We start from the raw sequence: 17,738 nt of genomic DNA, 5'->3' as shown, positions 1-17,738 counted from the left end.
CTAAGCAGAGTCCTATACCTCAGGATTCATCACTTTCAAGAGTGGATATATCCCCTTCAGGCAGGCCGAGTTCGCGTGCTTTTAACAGGCGGCGCATGATTTTGCCGCTGCGCGTTTTAGGTAAATTCTGGCGAAACACAATTTCTCTTGGAGCGACGGCCGGCCCCAGACGTTTACGGGCATGGCCTAATAAAGTTTTACGCAGGCTTTCGTCCCCTTCGTAACCGGGTTTAAGCGCCACAAAGGCTTTAACTGTTTCACCGGCAACTTCATCGGGCAGGCCGATCACGCCGACTTCAGCAACTGCCTGCTGCTCCATCAGCACACTTTCCACTTCAAAGGGGCCGATTAAATGTCCGGAGCTTTTAATCACATCATCAGCCCGGCCCACAAACCAGTAGAAACCGTCCTCATCACAGAGCGCTAAGTCTCCGGTTAAATACCAGTCATCAACAAAACATTTCTGGTAACGTTCATCTTCATGCAGGTAACCGCGAAACATGGACGGCCAGCCTTTATGCAGGGCAAGTTCGCCTACCTGATTGGCTTCTGTTATCCGGGTTGTCGTGCCGTCTTTGTGATGTTTCATAAGAGCCGCTTTGATGCCGGGCAGCGGCTGCCCCATGGAGCCGGGACGTACAGCTGTGGTTGCAAAGTTAGCGATCATAATGCCCCCGGTTTCACTCTGCCACCAGTTGTCGTGAAAGGGGATATTAAATACTTTTTGTCCCCAGACTACCGCCTCCGGGTTAAGGGGTTCTCCAACACTGGAGATAAAACGTAATGCACTGAGGTCGTACTCTTCTGCCAGTTCTGCGCCGGCTTTCATAAGCATGCGGATAGCGGTCGGGGCGGTATACCAGATATTAATCTTCTGTTCACTGAGCAGCTGATACCAGTGCTTTGCATCAAACTCGGCTTCATCGATGATCAAAGTTACCCGGTTGCATAAGGGAGAAATAATTCCATAGGATGTGCCCGTTACCCAGCCGGGATCTGCGGTGCACCAGTAATTATCTCCCGGGCGCAGATCCAGCGCGTAATAACCGGAAATACAGTGATAAATAACCGCCTGATGAACATGCATCGCACCTTTAGGTTTACCCGTTGTACCTGAGGTAAAATGCAGCAGCGCGAGCTGCTCCGGATGGCACATACGGGCCGGAAAATCCGGGCTGCTCTGCTCTAATAAAGCATCAAGGTCATAACAGTTCTCAGGAAGGGGCTGGGTGACATTGTATAACAACACCCATTGTAAACCGGGCAGTTCATGCCGCCAGGGCTGTACTTTTTTGCGGTAAAGGGCCTCGCTGGTGACCAGTACCCTGGCGTTGCCTATTTCCATGCGCGAGCGTATCGGCTCCGGACCGAATGCGGAAAACAGCGGGGAAAATACGGCTCCGAATTTAAGCGTTCCTAACAGGGCTTGATAAAGCTGCGGTACGCGTGTGCATAAACCGAAGACAGTCTCCTGAGGCTGCAGACCTAAGTCCTGCAGGATGCTGGCAAAACGAGCGCTTTGATCTTTCAGGTCGGCATAGCTGATCTCTTTCTGCAGACCCTGCTTACTTAACCAGCGGATTGCTGTCTGCGCTCCAAAACCTTCATCTACATGGCGGTCTACTGTTTCAAATGCGATATTTAATCCGGTTTTTCCGCCCTTTATACGCCGCTGCGCAAGCTGCCAGATAAAGTGTTCATAGGTATCTTTGTAACAAACTAAATTGTGATCTGCTGCCTGTAACGGATCTTTCTCAATCTCCGGAAAATGCATATTAATCCCCTTGGATTTATCCTAAAAAACAGTTAACTGCATAGTGAAGATTAGATGAAAGCTGATGATTATGTTGTGTGTGTTGTGATTTAGATCACATTCTGTTCAATAAACAAACAATATAAAAAGTGTTTGATTAAAAACCGTTTTAACTAGGAGGAAATGAACCGCTATGCGTTTTCTGTATAGTGATCCGCTAAAGTTATGGCGGATAAAAAAGGGGAGGAGTTGTGACTCTCTCCCCTCTTGCAATAGTTAATTTAAGCACCTGGCTGCGGATAGATTAATACCATAAATATTAATTACACGGACCGACTGCTGTCCATACACCCCAGGCCGGCCCAGCCGGATCTGGTGCCTCACCGGTTATATAATATTTGTTTTCATAGATAAACCCTGCAAATGATACCTGCGTACCGGCGGACGCATAGATTGTGTCTGCATCCCAAGGCTGCACGGTACAAGTTCCCTCTTTGACAATATCCACACTGACCTGCCTGGTTGAGCTTAGGCCGTCGTTATCCGTGGCGTGTAAGGTAAGGGTATAGGTTGTAAAAGCGTCGGGCAGCCAGCTGCCGCTGAAATTATCAGTTGTACCTGTACGAGTTAACTGACTGACAACCTGACCGTTAACTTCAAGGTTTAAGCTGACTACGCTGCCGTCGGCATCGCTTGCCTGCGCATTAATAGTTACCTTTGTTAATGCAGGTAAACGTATTTCACTGCCGTTAATCAGATCTGTAAAAGCAGCATAGGGGCCGCAGCTTAAACCGCAGACGTAACCGCCGGTGCCGTATTCTTTATCTAAAGGAACAGTCCCGTCAGCATAATAGCTCTGCACTTTTTGAATCCAGAAGTAGCTGTCGGTCGCAGGAGAGCCTACCCCGTCAGTTGAAGCACCGACACCGGCACCAAAAAGGGCTGCGATAACACCGGCATCACGCACTTCCTGCATATGACTTCCCCAGGTGATCTGTGTTCCTGAAACTGAAAGTTTACTGTCGTTTGTATTGTTTCTGCTGAAGTAGGGTAAGCGTAAGCTGTCACCGCTTTCAAAGGTATCTCCAAAAAAGTAACTGGTGGTGCTGTCTTCACCTTTGGTATCACTGTTGTCTAGAATCGGAAATGCCTGCCCGGTATAAGCACTGACTGAGGTTGAGCCGTTAATATGACCGACGGGAAGCTGCCAGAGTATAATCGGCTTATCTGCAGTTTGTTTCATAATGCTGACAAACTGCAGGTAGTTCTGCCAGTGATCATTGTTCCAGAACCAGGTTGAATCAGAGGGATCTTGGCGATTCTGATGAATCATCGCATCTAAACCATACTTGTCGATGGATACAAAATCAGCTCCGTGAGTCAGTATTCCCGCATCAATACCGTACTGCGTGGTTTTTCGCGCGCCTTCATCAATGGCGGCCCGTCCAGCAGCCCAGCCTAAATCGTTTTCATCAGTGCGTCGTAATACGCCTTTACTGCCAGATGTCGGCGAATAAGCCCATAGGTTTAGCTGCCAGCCGTAAAAGATATTATGTCCTTCAAGGCGCTTCTCATTAATGGTTTTGTTGATCCGTTCGACCATACTGCGGATTGTACCCGCCTCGGCAGAAATAGCGTCAGCTGCAACTGCTGTACTAATTTGTGTCGGATCATTAGTACCTAAGTGCAGTTCTCCACCCTGCTGCATATAACCTAAATAATCAGGTTCTAAAATAATACCGTAAAGCTCACCCTGCAGCTCTTCCTGTACCTGATCCATAAACACGTTTAAATCTTGAAAATAGTCGTGCATATAGAGCGGATCACGAGTGTGGTTTAAATCAGTTTCAAAACTCTCACCGCCGTCGGCTATGTTGTAATATACAAAGAACGGGATCAGCCCGAGACGTAGACTTTCTTTAGCAAAACGCCCGGCACGTTTTTCACTCCAGCTCTGCCAGCCCTGCCAGAAATTATCACCGGAAGGGCCGCCGTTAATATAGATGTAACGAATATCCATATTTTTATTGGTCAGATCTGTGTCGATATCTTTCCAGAAATCCAGATCCGGAGTGCTGTCTTCGGAAACAGAGCCGATAGACAGGTATTTCGGCAGGCCGGGTAAAGAACCGTCACTATGGTTCACACGCAGACCCATATAGTAACTTTTTCCTGATTCCGTGGTGATTTTCAAGCCGGTACGGCCGGCAAGCTTTCCGCTAAGTGTAACGGCCTGACCGTCAATAACCCAGCTGCTTATCTGACCGTTTTTACGTGAGGAAAGGCTGCTTATCTTTTCATCAAACAGATAAGTTTTATCCGTATCAATATTCAGATCGACTTGTAAAGGCAGTTTAGACAGGGTCAGGTTTTCACCATTAGCAGTGTCACCGCCGCTGGGATCGACTACCTGCAGCTGTGCGGCGGCTGTCGCCTGTGCAGATAAATTGTCATTGGCGACGGCTTTAAAATCGATGGTACCGATAGCTGTCGGAGTATACTCATAACTGTAAGGGGCGCTGTTATCTGAACCAAGAAGAGTTGTACCCTGATAAAAAAGAACACTGCTGATATAACCGTCGTTGTCAGCTGCTGTGGCCTGAAGCTGAACAACCGTATTAATGTCTGCTTGAGCGGGAAGTGATAAACTGACGGTCGGCGCGATATTCGCCGTGCCTCCAGCTACAAAAAAACGGCTTTCGCTGCTGCTGGTACAGCCGTCAGTATTGCATAACTTAACAGTCAGGCTGTGTGATCCGGGTGAATAACTGCTGGTGCAGGAGCCTGACTGGGCATTTTGTCCGTTTATGGTTAATGTGCCGGAGCAGACCTCAGCGTCGTTATCAATAAGTTTCCAGCTGCTGCCGTTTTCTCCCCACCACATATCCCAGGCCGCAGTGACTGCTGAGCCGTCATCGTAGGAATCGGCGAACCAGCCCAAACTAGGTGCTGCCGGCGGGGCTGCCGATACACTTTGAGCCGCCAGTAATGCTGCTGATAACAATGTACAGTTAATCTGTTTTTTCATCTGTTTTACTCCTTGATTAATATTTAAGGGTATCCTGCCCGCCCTTTATGAACCCTGCTTTCATCGCTTGTCGAAAAAAGTTTTGTTTTTGTGGCTGTTTGTTGAGCAGTGAGTTTAGCCGCTGCTCTTTCCGGCGCCACAATCAATTATTATTTATATTGCTCAGGTCATGATTTGAGAAATAATCTTAATAAGATCAAAATTAATTTTGATGCAGGTCCGAAGTTGAATGTTTTTTGTGCAGTTATGGTCTGAAAATTGATTCGGCAATTACTCGGGAGCAGAATTTTTTGTGTATTAAAGGTTAATAGTATGTGCTTTTTGTTTGCTGTGAATAAAGCATGGTTTTTTATGAGGTTATAAAAAAACCGCAGCATAATAACCGCGGTTTTAAGGGAGATTAATTTAGATTTAAACTTTACTGCTGCTCTATTTACACTGGCTGACCATCATAGTGCCGGCATCGCCGAAACCATTAATTTTAAAGCTGTAAACATAGCTGCCGGCTTCAGGTACTACAATTGAGGATTCTGTCCCCGGGCCGACGGCTCTGGTCATTGACTGCTGCTGACCAACAGTGACGGCATCTGAATTTTCAACTGCAAATTCAGAGCTCCAGGACTGAGTGGCAAATTTAAAAGTAAAAACAGTAGCAGTAGGGTGTTTGACTACCACTTGATAAAGGTCGTCACCCTTGTATCTAAATTTATGCGAGTCCGGGGTTGCCATAAACCCGTCACCTCCAGCATAGGTTCCTCGAATCCATATGCTTTGTCCCATAGGTCCGAAACCGTCTGCATCCGCTTTAGTGCAGTCGGCCAGATCTCCTTTACCGCTCAGGCTCACCGCTGCTGTACTTACTAAAGGCCCCTGGTCTGCCGGCGAGCTGATCTCATAAAATGCAGCCGTATAAGGAGGCAGATTAATTGTATAATTTCCGTCAGTCAGAGTAACCGTGTCATCCTCAAGCAGATTGATTAAATCTCCCTCACTGCCTATTGCGTCAGCCTCGATAGTAATGCGCGTATTCCGTCCTTTAGTATTAACCAGATAAAGGATGTGATCGTCGCCAGCATCTTTACGGTCTATATAGATATCTTTATCCGAATGGATATGGGTACGACTGCCGTTATAGAGAGCCGGATGGGCCGCCCGCATTGCCATTAATGCCGACACATAATTTTTAAGGTCCGCCTGCTGTGCATTAAGTACTGTAATTTCACCGCCGACTGTTGTGGCCAGGCCTTCAATTTTGGCACTGGAACGGGCGACATGATCATCACACATGCCTGTATCACCGGAACAGGGATCAAGTTTACTGACAAAGTCTTCAACTTGATCACCAATCTCATCGCCATAATAGAGTGTGATAGGACCGCTGTAAGCAGCCATAAAACTTATTGCCGCTTTATGACGCTCCCAGTATTCAGGGGAGTTTGGGCTGGCTATAACGCCGCGCTGCAGTAAATCACCAAAACGTAATAAATCATGGTTGCCCAGCATCAGGTTAGGCATGGCGTGCTCGGGGTAAGCCATATGGGCAACAAATCCGTTATCCAGATTGGTTGCATAACGGTTGCCGCTGCCGTTCTCTTCAACGGCAAAAGTCTGCACCATAGAATAACGCATCGGAAAATCAAAAGCGGAAGTCAGCGCCGGGGAGCCTTCTTTACCGTACCCCTGAGCACTTATATCGCTGGCACCGCGCCAGATTTCACCAACCATATAACCAAGAGGATTAACTGTTTGACCGTTTAAGCTGTAGGTCTGTGCCGCTGAAGCGGTTTCCACTGCAGTACGGATCTCTTCCCAGTTATCCACAGGTATCTGATAAGCCTGATCTAAACGCCAGCCGTCAATTTTTAATTCATTTACCCAGTAAGTCGCAACCTCTTTATAGAACTCAAGATCCTGCGGGTATTGGGCTTCAAAGCCGGCATTACCCTGCTTTTTGCCTGTTGTTGGTTTAAGGCCGCTAGGTGAAGCGGCAACATTGCCTTTGTGATGGCCGAAGACACCGTCAAAGAAGACATACATGCCTTTTGCATGGGCTTGTTCAACGAGTTCACGAGCTTGTTCAAGGGTACCGAAATTAGGATCAATAGAGAAATAATCACTAGTGAAATAGCCCGTTGCATCAAGGCGGTCCGCCCATTGGTCCTGCCCGTCCCGAGCTGTTGATTTAAAAATAGGGGTCAGCCAGACAGCATTCATGCCTAAAGATTTAATGTAGTCAAGTGAAGCGGTAATACCGGCAATATCGCCGTTGTGATGGCTAGTACCGTAACCCGTGCCGTAACCGGCAGTACTGTCGGCATCAATAAATGATTCGACCATCACCTGATACATGCGCAGGTTACAGGCGGTTTGAATATTACTCGGGTTATTACAGGCTAAGCGTTCATCTAAAGCGCGTTTAGCCTGACTGACTTGAATATCAACTTTTGTTGTCTGCGAGTCTGCGGCTGTGCTGTTATCACTTCCTGAACAAGCGGTGAGCAGGGCAGATACCGATAGGGCGAGCAGAGTTTTTCGAAACATCATGTTAAGACACCTTGTTAAGCTAATAAATGGCTGTGTAAGCAGAAAGAGTATTATTTAATCACAGTTTGAGGACTATTAAGGGGAGCAGGATCGCACCTGACTTATCTGTTTTTGTAACAAATTGTATCAGCATAATTTCCACAAAAATGTCTGTAAACGTATACACCACAAGGTTTGCAGGGAACAGTGCCGCAGCTGCAGTCTAAAATCGGCTGCTGAACCTGAGAGAATAAAAAGAATAAATTCCAACTGCGGTATTGAGAATAGTTTGACCGCCGCTCACTGCACACTTAGCTATAATATTAAAATAGGTAGTGCAGATTTTGTATCCCTTGTCGCTCTGCAGCAGATCGTTGAATAAACCGCGGTTGATAAGTTATTTTAAATTGGATGAAGCATGGGCCATAAGCTGTTAGGACTTTTACTGCTAAGTTTTATTTTCTCTGTTCAGGCTGAGAATTTGTCTCGATCTGAGCTTGAAAGATGCATTAATCTTAAGCAGGAGGTTGAAGAGTCACAGGACTCGCTTGGGGTTTTATATGCCGAAATAGAAAAAATAGAAGAGCAGTTTAAACTGCTGGTCTCTTCTTTACCGGGAGCAGAAGCTGATGCCAGGGAAGCTGCATTAAGCTGCCGGACGGAGGTTGAGGAGTGTGAACGGGCAAATATGCTGGTGGAGCAATATAAAACGCTGTTTGCAGAGCAGAAGCCCCTTATCGCAGAGCATGAATCTGCCATTGAGCCCTACGAGAAAGAAAAGCTTGGCTTAAAGGAAAAGAAGCGTAATTTTAAGCGTCTCTGTCATAAGAAAGCATTTTATTATGATGATTTAGAAGCGCTTTGTTCGAATGTTTTTGACTGGAACTGGGCCATGTGTGAGGGGCGCCAAAAGGCGCAGTAGATAATTTAACTTTAGCGGAAATTTTTAACGTTTCACCTGAGCCTGCAGATAATCTATTTAAATCTCTGCGTATCCGCATCATCCTGTTTTATTAACGGCTCGAGCATTTTTTCCAAACCATTTAATTTTACTTCATACATTAATGCCAGCTGCTGGCCTAATTTACCTTCTGGAAAACCCTTGCTGTTGAACCAGACCAGGTAGGGCTCCGGCAGGTGGATCAGTTTACGGCCCGCATATTTGCCGAAGGGCATAGTCTGGTTGACAGCTTCACTCAGCGCTTTGGGATCATCTAACAATGGATTTACCTGCTTATTAAGGTTATAAAAGTTAAATCTTACAACGAATTGAAATAGCAGGAAAGTGATGGCTAATAATATTAAGCTTTGTACAAACGGGCAGTTAGATCTATTACGTGATATTTCCATAGAAACCTATCGTGATACCTTTTCGGACAGTAACAGCGAGGAGCTGATGCTTAAGTATTTTGCTGAAACATTAACTAAAGAAAAACTGCTTTTTGAGTTTAATAATCCGGACAGCTTTTTCTACTTTATTTATTTTCAGGGGCAGATCGCCGGTTTTTTAAAGGTTAATGAAACAGAAGCGCAAACGGATATTTATGATGACAAATCGCTGGAAATTGAACGTTTTTATATTCGTAAACAGTTTCTGCGTAAAGGACTCGGTAGAGAGTTAATGGATTTTGCTTGTGATTTAGCGAAACAAGCGGATAAAGAATATGTGTGGCTGGGTGTATGGGAAGGCAATTTCCCGGCACTGCATTTTTATAAAAGCATGGGCTTTCGGCAGATCGGTTCGCACCCTTTTGATATGGGCGGTGATATTCAAACCGATCTGGTTTTTAAAAAGGAGCTGTAAACACTTATTATTAATTAGGCGAACTGCTGGCGTGTGCGGTTGGCATAGGCAACCAGAGTGAGCATTACCGGTACTTCTACCAATACACCAACAATGGTCGCTAAAGCCGCGCCGGAATAAGTGCCGAATAAACTGATTGCCACAGCAACCGCTAATTCAAAGAAGTTCGATGCGCCGATCATGGCTCCTGGTGCCGCTATACAGTGCGGCTGTTTCCACTTTTTCATCCACCAGTAGGTGACTGCAAAAATCAGGTAGGTCTGAATCAGCAGCGGAACCGCAATCAGAAAAATATCGACGGGATTATCTAAAATAGTCTGCGCCTGAAAACCAAACAGTAAAATCACCGTACCCACTAAACCGATAATCGACAGCGGCTTTAATGCTGCGCTTAGCTTATCCAGCTTAACCTGATTATGAATTAAATGACGGGTTAATACGCCGGCAGCCAGCGGTACAACCACAAATAACGATACAGATAGAAGCAGCGTATCCCAGGGGACAAAAACATCGGTAACGCCTAACAGGAAAGCAGCCAGCGGCGCAAATGCGACCACCATAATCAGATCGTTAATGGATACCTGCACCAGGGTATAATTTGCATCACCCTTAGTAAGCTGACTCCAGACAAAAACCATTGCAGTACAAGGGGCTATGCCTAATAGAATCATTCCTGCGATATACTGATCCCCTAACTCCGGTGATATCCAGGGGCCGAACAGATAACGGATAAAAAGCATCGCTAACAGTGCCATGGTGAAGGGTTTAATTAACCAGTTCACTACAACAGTGATAATCAGACCTTTAGGGCGCTGATGTATATTACGTATTGAGGTAAAATCTACCTGCATCATCATCGGGTAGATCATTAACCAGATCAGTACAGCGATAATTAAATTAATTTGTGCATACTGAATCTCTGCCAGTGTCGAAAACAGTTCTGGAAACAGGGTACCGAAGCCGATGCCGATCAGCATGCCCAGCCCAACCCAGACACTTAAAAAACGTTCAAATATTCCCATTTTATTATTCCTCAATTTTTTTATATAACGGTTATGGGTCAGCAGATACCGCTGCTGTTAGTTACTTCACAATGTGCTTGATCCTGCTCTATACAGCACTGCTCGGTCATATAAGCAATTAACTCATTCATTAATGAGGTATTAGCGCGGTAGCGTTTAAATCTTCCTTCCTGTTCAACGGAAACTAATCCCGCATGCAGCATAGCTTTCAGGTGAAACGACAGCGCATTTGGTGCAACCTCCAATGTCGAAGCCATTTCACCTGCTACCATGCCGTTCTGTCCGCTTTTGATTAATAAACGCCAGGTATCCAGACGGACACCGGAAGACAGTGATTCAAATATTTGCGTTGCGTTATCTCTGGTCATCATTTTACCTCCTGACTATTTAATTCAATAATACAAGAACTATTGAAATGATCCAGTGGAAATAGATAATATCTGCAGATAATATCTATTTCCACTGTAAAAGGGGCGGGGTTTTACTGCTCTGCAGTGTTAAAGTTAACTACAACTTTTAATCCCGGATGATTATCCTGTAATGATATTTGTGCATCGTGCAGACGTACAATAGCCCTGACCAGCGGCAGGCCTATTCCAAAACCGGCAATGCTGCGGCTCTCTTCAATACGGTATAAGCGCTGGAAGACTTTATCTTTCTCATTGTCGGGAATACCCGGGCCGCTGTCACAGATAATAAAACCGTGATCGGTAATTTCCACGCCGATCTGAGTGTGCTCTCCGGCATATTTACTGGCGTTTTCCAGCAGATTATAAACGGCGCGAAACAGCAGTGTGGCATCTCCTGTCACAACACAGCCCGCTTTACCGCTGACAGTCAGGTGCTGCTGATTGTCCTCTATAACCGGCAGGATTAAATCGGCGGCATCGTTAATAACAATCTGCAGGTCTACGTCTTTAAAGCTGCTGCTCTGCTGCTTCTGTTCAAGGCGGGTAAGTTCGAGCATTGCTTTGAAGGTGAATAGTATCGCATCCAGTCTGCTTAACATCTGCTCCAGGTTTTGTGTATCACTGCCTGAGTTATGCGCATCGATTAACCCCTGTTCAATCTGCTGTCTTAAATGTCCAAGCGGTGTGCGCAGGTCATGTGCAATAGCATCGGTAACTCCGGCAATCGCATGAAAGGAATCTTCTAAGCGTGACAGCATGGTATTGATATGCAGGGCCATATGATCATATTCATCGGCTTTGTTGGATACGGGAACACGCGCGGTCATTTCGCCGGCTTCAACCCGCTGGGCAATGGAGTTAAAGGTGTTAATACGTTTTAAAACACGGTGTGAGAATAGTAAACCTGTGCTTATACCCAGCAGAAGGGCTAATAACAGAGCGATAAGAGAGGCGCTGATAAACTGGTGCTGCAGATCGTATAGGGACTCATCATCGGTAGCAATAACCATGGTACCCTGGGGTAAAACCTGTGAGCAGCCGGAAATAAGGCGGATTTCATCGTATCTGTCCAGCCAGATAGGAAAACGTGCCGTGTCCGGGCAGCTGCTGATGTTTTTAGGCACTGAATTCAGCTGTCCGTAAACATTGTCTGTTGTGATCAAGCTGAGGATATACTGCCGGGAGCTGCCGGCCTGCAGTTCAAACTGTCTGATAAAGTCGCTCTGGTTAAGTTCTTCAGCTAACAGCTTCTGCTGCAAAGCCAGATGATTCATCTGTGTGCTTTGATTACGGCTGATCTGACCGACGCTTAACTGGTAAAGCACCACCAGCAGAATGCCCACAACTAACAGCAGCAGGCTGGTATATAAACGTGTTAAACGCCATACGGAGCTGGCTTGACAGCTATTTTTCCACCATTCGGTAACCCACGCCGCGGACGGTTTCAAGTAACGGGACATGACCATCAAGTTCTACCTTTTTTCGTAATCGTGCAACATGCACATCTATAACATTTGTCTGCGGATCAAAATGATAATCCCATACGGCTTCAAACAGTAAAGAGCGTGATATTACCTGTCCCGCGTGTTCCATTAAATAACGTAATAATTTGAACTCTTTGGGCTGCAGCTGAATTTCAGTCTGCCCGCGATGCACTTTATGAGAAAGCAGATCCATGTGCAGATCAGCAACCTGCAGTTTATTTGACAGCTCTGTACTTTCACCTTTGCGTTTGATTAATATTTCTATGCGTACCAGCAGCTCAGAGAGGGCAAAGGGTTTTACCAGATAATCATCTCCGCCTTCACGCAGTCCTTTAACACGCTCAGCGACACTGTCTAATGCGCTTAGAATCAGCACGGGAGTTTGTTTACCGGCATTTCTTAAGGTGCTTAATACCGACAAACCGTCTAGTTTAGGCAGCATTCTGTCTAATAAAATAAGCTGGTAGTCATGTTCAAGGGCTAAGAATAGTCCGTCTTGACCATTCTCTGCGAGATCAACTTCATAACCCTGCTCCTGCAGAGCTTTAAACAGGTACTGACGGGTGTCAGCACTGTCTTCAACAACTAATATACGCACAAAGCTTCCTTTATATGAACAGTTAAGGCACTGTTATTTAATGACTCTGTCTTTAAACAGACAGCGTCGGCAGATACAGGCTACTGCAATTGATGTTACTAAAGAGCCGTAAAATAGTCGCATGAACAGATCCCAAATCTTTATGATAGTTACATTTTTCATCATATTATCCTTAAGTGATAACTTTGCACCGGCCTGATATAAAACTGATTTATTCTGCCCTGTTTTTAATAAAAATCAGGGCAAAACCGGGAAGACTGCTAATGTTTCATTATCGGGATCATTTCACCTGTTTCAACATCAACAATGACACGTTTACGGCCCTGCTGATCCATTAATTTAAATTTGTAGAAGGTGATGCCTTTTTCATTTTCTAATTCAAATTCAACTAATTCAGCCTTATATTGTTCACGAAGCTGAGCAATCGCTGCCGGCAGGCTGAATTGTGACGTTTCTAATTCTTTTAGCGCCAGGTATTCATCATCATCTAGGCGGCTAAATCCAAGGGTGCTTAAACTGCGGCTCTTTTCTTCCAGTACGGCACCGTCTGCCATGCTTAACTGCAGTTTATATTTCTCCTCTTTCTGCAGGTTAATAACTTCTATCTCATAAGAGCTCTGACCGTCATGGTCATCCACTTCAAATTCGATGATCTGCCCCTGATAGTCATTAGTTACTTTTTCGACAGCCTGTTCCAGAGAGAAAGACGCACGTTTTAATGCAAGTACTGTAAGCGCATCATCGTCTGCCACCGCACTGAAAGAGGTAATAGCCAGTGCTGCGCAGATTAGTTTAGTAAATTTCATTTTTTTATCCTTGTGTCTATTTGATAACTACAGTTTAACCAAGAATGCATGTCAAAAAGGTGGATGAAACATTACAAAAAGTTAATCTTTGCAAAATAATCTGCCGCTGTCTGCAAATATCCATATCTTATTCAGCCTGTTACAAAAATAATTAGGCAGCCTGTGAAATATTTTCTGCACTGCCTTGGTCTAGTATGTAGTTATTGAATGTTTTCAAGGAGAAAACGATGAGGTTAGTTAAATTTTCCGCCCGTGTTCTGGTGCTTCTGTTTTTTGCGGCGATCGGTTCTGCTCAGGCTGAAGAGCAGATTTATACCGGTTTTTTTAATAATAAAGCGGCCTCCGGGTTTGATGTTGTTGCTTATTTTAGTGAGCAGAAACCTGTTGAGGGATCTTCTAAGTTTACTCTGGAATATAAAGGAGCTGAATGGTATTTCTCGACTCAGGAAAACTTAATGCTGTTTAAAGAAAGCCCTGAAAAATATGCTCCTCAATACGGCGGCTACTGCGCCTGGGCAATGGCGCGTAATAAAACTGCACCGGGCAATGCGCCTTTCTGGACAATTTATAAAAACAAACTGTATCTCAATTATGATCAAAGTGTTGTAGATACCTGGCGTGCCGATAAAGATGCCTTTATTAAAAAAGCCGATCAGCACTGGGCAAAAATGGAAAAAGAATAAATATCCGGGTATTGCCGGTCTATAAACATTAAGGATAACAATATGAAAGAGAAGATGATAAGTACAATCAGCTGGTTAATTGTTTTATGGACAAGCAAAGTATTTTTACTTTCACTACCCTATAAATTTACCCTGCATCCGGATACGCAGCATATTTTCGGCACAATCGGGCAGTGGATGAACGGCATCTTAGGTGATGCTGCCGGTACCTGGTTCAGCAGCTACGGTTCCTATGTGGTGGGAGCTTTTGAATTAATCACTGCGCTTATTTTACTCTCTCCGGTGCTGTTCTGGATGTTAACTAAGATCCGGATTATTGCCGGTGCTCCCAGTCAGTCAATGATGCATGCAGTCGGTGGTTTGATGGCGTCAGGTGTTATGGCCGGTGCGGTGTTCTTTCATCTGTTTACCCCCTTAGGTATTGAAGTGATTCATGAAGGACAGAGTGATCACGGCAGCCTCTTTTATGCGGCCGTTTCAATTCTGATTTTTGGCTTTCTTTTATTTGTTATCAACTATATGCAGCTGCAGTCAGTCAAGCTCAAAGAGGAGTAGGCCGTTGTTAATTAGAGCGTTTCTGGTTATTGCATATATAACGCACTGCTGCCGGCTGCGTACCGCCCCCTGGAAATATTTCCAGCTCAATGCGCCGTATTTTAACGAGCAGCGCAGTCTATTTTCCAAATTAGATATGGATAAGAATATTCCGGAGCAGTGGCGTCTGGAGCAGTTTGTCGATTTTTCTCAGAAAAATCCGCAGAGTTATCCGGTTTTTGTAAAACCTGAATGGGGGCAGAATTCCCGGGGTATATCCCGCGCCGATAATCCTGCACAGCTGCAGGTCATTCGTAAACGGCGTACAGCAGAGCATCCTCGTTACCTTATTCAGCAGGCGGCACCGGGTAAGCGTGAATTTGAAGTGTTTGTTATTCCTTCAGACAGCAACAGCGGACAACCCGCGGTTTTATCGATTACTGAAACTTGTAATAAAAGTGAAGGGCCTTTAGCTGTTAACGGTATATACAATAAAAATACGTTTTACCGGGATTTGTCTGAGCATATAACGGCAGATCAGAAAAATACAATCTGGCGCCATCTGAGCCGGATAGGGAAGTTTCGTATTGCCCGCTACGGTATCCGTGCAGATTCCATTGAAGCTTTGACTGCCGGACGGTTTCATATTATTGAAATTAATCTGTTTTTGCCTATGCCTTTAGTGCTGCTGGTTAAGCAGGTGAGTATTTACCAGAAAATAAAATTTGTATTAAGCGCCATGAAACATCTTGCTGCTGTGACCAAAACGATTCCATCGTCACAGGTCGTTAAACCCGTATTTTTTAAAAAACTAAAATGTTCACGTGCTTTAAAAGCGCTGACTAAGAACGAGGCTTCATGATTAAACAGCTAAAAAAGCTTATTTATCAATGGATAAGCAAAACATTTATGGACGGGTGCAGTAATTATAACAGCCTGCAGGTGCGTAAAAGCTGCCGCAGTAAAGAGCAGGCTCGAGATGTGTTTGCTTCGGGAAATATTCCTCATGCACAGGGACTGATTTTTTTTAATCCTTTTAAAGCAGTACAGTTTGCTAAAGAATTTGGTTTTCCATTAGTGATTAAACCGAATGTCAGTGGTTTTTCACGCGGCAGTCACTTTCCTATTAAAAACTATCAGGAGCTGTGCAAAGCGATATTTTTTGCCAAGTTATGGTGGCCTTATACCGTTGTTGAGCAGTATCTGCAGGGCAATAATTATCGGGTAGTCGCAGCGAATGGTAAAATTATGTCGGTGCTGCAGCGCTATGCACCTTTTGTAAATGGTGATGGTAAAGCCACTATCAGTCAGTTAATTGATCAGGAAAATGCGCTTCGGGAGTCTATGGGGCTTTATCCGTGCATGTCGCCGCTGCAGAAAGGCCCGCAGACTTTGTCTTTTTTAGCTAAGCAGGGTTATAACTTATCAACTGTCCCGCAGTTAGATGAACAGGTGACACTGTTTTACCGCATATCACTGGCGCCGGGCGGCGTGGTTAGGGTAATAGATAAAAGTACCTTACCGGAAGCCAACCAGACACTGTTTAAAGATGTATTAAAACTGTTTGATGCTAATATCCTCGGCATTGACGTGATTTTAGAAAAAGGCATTGAAACAGATTTTCGCGAGCAGAAATGTATATTTTTAGAAGTTAATTCCCGTCCCTATCTGAAAATGCATGCTTATCCTCGTTACGGCAAAGCGGAAGATCTTTCCGGTGACTTTGAACAGCTTGAGCAGCTGGATATCCAGCAGTCAGATACTTATTAATGGCCGGTTTAAGTCGTACTTTTTATCTGTTTTCAGGTATCCATTCATTTCTTCTCGGTTTACTGCCGATCTTTATCCCGGTTATTCTCTGGGATAAAGGTTTAAGCATATCCGCTATCTCTTATTTTATTGCCCTGACTGCAGTTGGTTTTATTATTGCGCTAAGTTTCTGGGACAGGTTACGTGCTTTGTCTAACTGGACAGTGATCATCGCTTTATCTTTTCTCTTTGAGGCATTGCTGGTGATGCTGTTGTTGTGGGATTCGCAGTGGTTGTTATTGTCCGTAGGAGCACTGCTTAACGGTGCCGCCGGTTGTTTTTACTGGTCAACGCAGCGTATTTTATTTCAGTCTATAACCCAGGCTAACAACAGCGGCGACACATTTGGAAACTTTCAAATCCTGGTGGTTTTTGCTTTAAAAGCAGGTATTTTAATCGGCAGTTATCTGCTTGATGCTGAGTTTCTTAAAACCCTGCTTTTTATCTCATTAGCTATCTCGCTTGGCGGTTACTGGTTATTAAACCGCAGTTTAAAAAATGTCCGCGAGTTGTTGAACAGTACTCAGCCTAAGGCCTTTACACTTACGGATATAGTGCAGTTTAAAGACAGCTACCGCTCTAAACTTATCTTTCTAACCGATGGGTTATTTTTGTTTCTAGAAAGCTACTTCTGGATGCTGTCATTATATCTGCTTACCCAGGAAAACATTATGCAGCTGGGAGTGTTAGTGGTGTGTTTAAGTCTCTTATTAGCACTGATTTTTTTCGTGATTAAAAAACGCATCGATTATATGAATGCACAACGCATATTTATTATCTCGATATTCGGTTATGCCTTTTCATGGTTTTTACGTGGTGAGTTAACTACGCAGGAAGGGCCGATTATTTTATATAGCGGCATGCTCTTGATTGCGTTCTTAAGCAGTTTTTTCCGTCTGGCCTTTAATAAACGCTTTTATGATTTAGCATCGAGAGATAATCCGGTTAGGTATATTCTCTGTAAAAGCTACTACTCGCAGTTTATGCTGGTGGGCTTTTTCAGCCTGATTGCACTGCTTTCTTCAATGGGGGCGGATCCGTTAAGACAGCTGCAGATATTGTATGATTTAGCGCTGCCGTTAGTTTTTGTCTACCTGCTCTATGGTGTTCACAAAGAGCCGGTAAAAACGCCGGCATAAGCCGGCGCAAAGATTATTAAAAGTAATAACCTTAATCCATCAAGTGTTCCAGGACGTAAACTAGTTCATTACGCTTAACGACTTCTTTGCAGGCTAAGCAGATACCCGGCATAAATGATTCACGATGCTGTTGAAGGTCATATGC

The 17,738-nt window shown here is 44.7% G+C and carries 16 protein-coding genes; 7 read left to right on the top strand and 9 right to left on the bottom strand.

The features are described from left to right. Positions 1 to 19: 19 nt before the first annotated feature. From acsA to G337_RS0103700, 3 genes are all read right to left on the bottom strand, one after another. Complete coding sequence (gene acsA / locus G337_RS0103710) at positions 20 to 1,774, bottom strand: acetate--CoA ligase (RefSeq protein WP_028862675.1); 1,755 nt, start codon at positions 1,772 to 1,774, stop codon at positions 20 to 22. A 298-nt stretch (positions 1,775 to 2,072) separates the two neighbouring features. Further along, positions 2,073 to 4,781, bottom strand: a complete 2,709-nt coding sequence (locus G337_RS0103705) for an Ig-like domain-containing protein (protein ID WP_028862674.1) — start codon at positions 4,779 to 4,781, stop codon at positions 2,073 to 2,075. Between the two features lie 429 nt (positions 4,782 to 5,210). Continuing rightward, complete coding sequence (locus G337_RS0103700) at positions 5,211 to 7,325, bottom strand: alpha-amylase family glycosyl hydrolase (protein ID WP_028862673.1); 2,115 nt, start codon at positions 7,323 to 7,325, stop codon at positions 5,211 to 5,213. A gap of 397 nt (positions 7,326 to 7,722) precedes the next feature. Between G337_RS0103700 and G337_RS0103695 the strand changes: the two genes are divergently transcribed. Continuing rightward, a complete protein-coding gene (locus tag G337_RS0103695) occupies positions 7,723 to 8,226 on the top strand; it encodes a hypothetical protein (protein ID WP_028862672.1) in 504 nt (167 codons plus the stop codon). A 53-nt stretch (positions 8,227 to 8,279) separates the two neighbouring features. Here G337_RS0103695 and G337_RS0103690 read toward each other — a convergent pair whose 3' ends face one another. Beyond that, positions 8,280 to 8,525: a DUF3820 family protein gene (locus G337_RS0103690; RefSeq protein ID WP_028862671.1), complete on the bottom strand. Its 246-nt coding sequence runs from the start codon at positions 8,523 to 8,525 to the stop codon at positions 8,280 to 8,282. A 67-nt stretch (positions 8,526 to 8,592) separates the two neighbouring features. On the opposite strand from G337_RS0103690, the gene G337_RS0103685 reads away from it, so the two are divergent. Next, entirely contained in the window at positions 8,593 to 9,108 is a 516-nt protein-coding gene (locus G337_RS0103685; protein WP_028862670.1) for a GNAT family N-acetyltransferase, read from the top strand. 14 nt (positions 9,109 to 9,122) lie between these two features. On the opposite strand, the gene arsB is transcribed toward G337_RS0103685, so the two are convergent. The 5 genes from arsB to G337_RS0103655 all read right to left on the bottom strand — a co-directional run bounded on the left by arsB (position 9,123) and on the right by G337_RS0103655 (position 13,428). Further along, the gene (gene arsB / locus G337_RS0103680) at positions 9,123 to 10,130 is read right to left on the bottom strand and encodes an ACR3 family arsenite efflux transporter (RefSeq protein ID WP_028862669.1); all 1,008 of its coding nucleotides are present in this window, start codon (positions 10,128 to 10,130) and stop codon (positions 9,123 to 9,125) included. Positions 10,131 to 10,168: 38 nt separating this feature from the next. Then, a complete protein-coding gene (locus tag G337_RS0103675; RefSeq protein WP_245597627.1) occupies positions 10,169 to 10,501 on the bottom strand; it encodes an ArsR/SmtB family transcription factor in 333 nt (110 codons plus the stop codon). Between the two features lie 110 nt (positions 10,502 to 10,611). Then, positions 10,612 to 12,006, bottom strand: coding sequence for a sensor histidine kinase (locus G337_RS0103670; RefSeq protein ID WP_028862667.1), 1,395 nt, complete (start codon positions 12,004 to 12,006; stop codon positions 10,612 to 10,614). Then, positions 11,945 to 12,622, bottom strand: coding sequence for a winged helix-turn-helix domain-containing protein (locus G337_RS0103665; RefSeq protein ID WP_028862666.1), 678 nt, complete (start codon positions 12,620 to 12,622; stop codon positions 11,945 to 11,947). The genes G337_RS0103670 and G337_RS0103665 overlap by 62 nt, the downstream gene beginning before the upstream one ends. A gap of 260 nt (positions 12,623 to 12,882) precedes the next feature. Continuing rightward, positions 12,883 to 13,428 (bottom strand): PepSY domain-containing protein, encoded by a 546-nt coding sequence (locus tag G337_RS0103655; RefSeq protein ID WP_028862665.1) that lies wholly within the window; start codon positions 13,426 to 13,428, stop codon positions 12,883 to 12,885. Positions 13,429 to 13,655: 227 nt separating this feature from the next. Here G337_RS0103655 and G337_RS0103650 point away from each other — a divergent pair, with 227 nt between their 5' ends. Genes G337_RS0103650 through G337_RS0103630 form a run of 5 tightly spaced genes read left to right on the top strand, consistent with a single transcriptional unit; the run spans position 13,656 to position 17,593 of the window. After that, positions 13,656 to 14,111 (top strand): YHS domain-containing (seleno)protein, encoded by a 456-nt coding sequence (locus tag G337_RS0103650; protein ID WP_084605272.1) that lies wholly within the window; start codon positions 13,656 to 13,658, stop codon positions 14,109 to 14,111. 42 nt (positions 14,112 to 14,153) lie between these two features. Beyond that, positions 14,154 to 14,666, top strand: a complete 513-nt coding sequence (locus tag G337_RS0103645) for a hypothetical protein (protein ID WP_028862663.1) — start codon at positions 14,154 to 14,156, stop codon at positions 14,664 to 14,666. Between the two features lie 4 nt (positions 14,667 to 14,670). Beyond that, on the top strand, positions 14,671 to 15,507 hold the full coding sequence (locus tag G337_RS25545) for a D-alanine--D-alanine ligase family protein (RefSeq protein ID WP_037027059.1): 837 nt from the start codon (positions 14,671 to 14,673) through the stop codon (positions 15,505 to 15,507). Beyond that, positions 15,504 to 16,415: a cyanophycin synthetase gene (locus tag G337_RS0103635; protein ID WP_028862662.1), complete on the top strand. Its 912-nt coding sequence runs from the start codon at positions 15,504 to 15,506 to the stop codon at positions 16,413 to 16,415. The genes G337_RS25545 and G337_RS0103635 overlap by 4 nt, the downstream gene beginning before the upstream one ends. Further along, complete coding sequence (locus G337_RS0103630) at positions 16,415 to 17,593, top strand: MFS transporter (protein ID WP_028862661.1); 1,179 nt, start codon at positions 16,415 to 16,417, stop codon at positions 17,591 to 17,593. Before G337_RS0103635 ends, G337_RS0103630 begins: the two co-directional genes overlap by 1 nt. The last annotated feature ends 145 nt before the right edge of the window (positions 17,594 to 17,738 follow it).

The sequence above is a fragment of the Psychromonas aquimarina ATCC BAA-1526 genome, assembly GCF_000428725.1.
GTDB lineage: Bacteria > Pseudomonadota > Gammaproteobacteria > Enterobacterales > Psychromonadaceae > Psychromonas > Psychromonas aquimarina.
Note: the sequence above shows the minus strand (reverse complement) of the source record. Positions and strands in the feature narration are given on the sequence as shown.

Bases quoted from the DNA above. Each gene is read 5' to 3' on its own strand.
- G337_RS0103675 (WP_245597627.1), bottom strand. From the start codon at position 10,501: ATGATGACCAGAGATAACGCAACGCAAATATTTGAATCACTGTCTTCC.
- G337_RS0103705 (WP_028862674.1), bottom strand. From the start codon at position 4,781: ATGAAAAAACAGATTAACTGTACATTGTTATCAGCAGCATTACTGGCG.
- arsB (WP_028862669.1), bottom strand. From the start codon at position 10,130: ATGGGAATATTTGAACGTTTTTTAAGTGTCTGGGTTGGGCTGGGCATG.
- G337_RS0103645 (WP_028862663.1), top strand. From the start codon at position 14,154: ATGAAAGAGAAGATGATAAGTACAATCAGCTGGTTAATTGTTTTATGG.
- G337_RS0103655 (WP_028862665.1), bottom strand. From the start codon at position 13,428: ATGAAATTTACTAAACTAATCTGCGCAGCACTGGCTATTACCTCTTTC.
- G337_RS0103630 (WP_028862661.1), top strand. From the start codon at position 16,415: ATGGCCGGTTTAAGTCGTACTTTTTATCTGTTTTCAGGTATCCATTCA.
- acsA (WP_028862675.1), bottom strand. From the start codon at position 1,774: ATGCATTTTCCGGAGATTGAGAAAGATCCGTTACAGGCAGCAGATCAC.
- G337_RS0103650 (WP_084605272.1), top strand. From the start codon at position 13,656: ATGAGGTTAGTTAAATTTTCCGCCCGTGTTCTGGTGCTTCTGTTTTTT.
- G337_RS0103685 (WP_028862670.1), top strand. From the start codon at position 8,593: ATGGCTAATAATATTAAGCTTTGTACAAACGGGCAGTTAGATCTATTA.
- G337_RS0103670 (WP_028862667.1), bottom strand. From the start codon at position 12,006: ATGGTCATGTCCCGTTACTTGAAACCGTCCGCGGCGTGGGTTACCGAA.
- G337_RS0103700 (WP_028862673.1), bottom strand. From the start codon at position 7,325: ATGATGTTTCGAAAAACTCTGCTCGCCCTATCGGTATCTGCCCTGCTC.
- G337_RS0103695 (WP_028862672.1), top strand. From the start codon at position 7,723: ATGGGCCATAAGCTGTTAGGACTTTTACTGCTAAGTTTTATTTTCTCT.
- G337_RS0103635 (WP_028862662.1), top strand. From the start codon at position 15,504: ATGATTAAACAGCTAAAAAAGCTTATTTATCAATGGATAAGCAAAACA.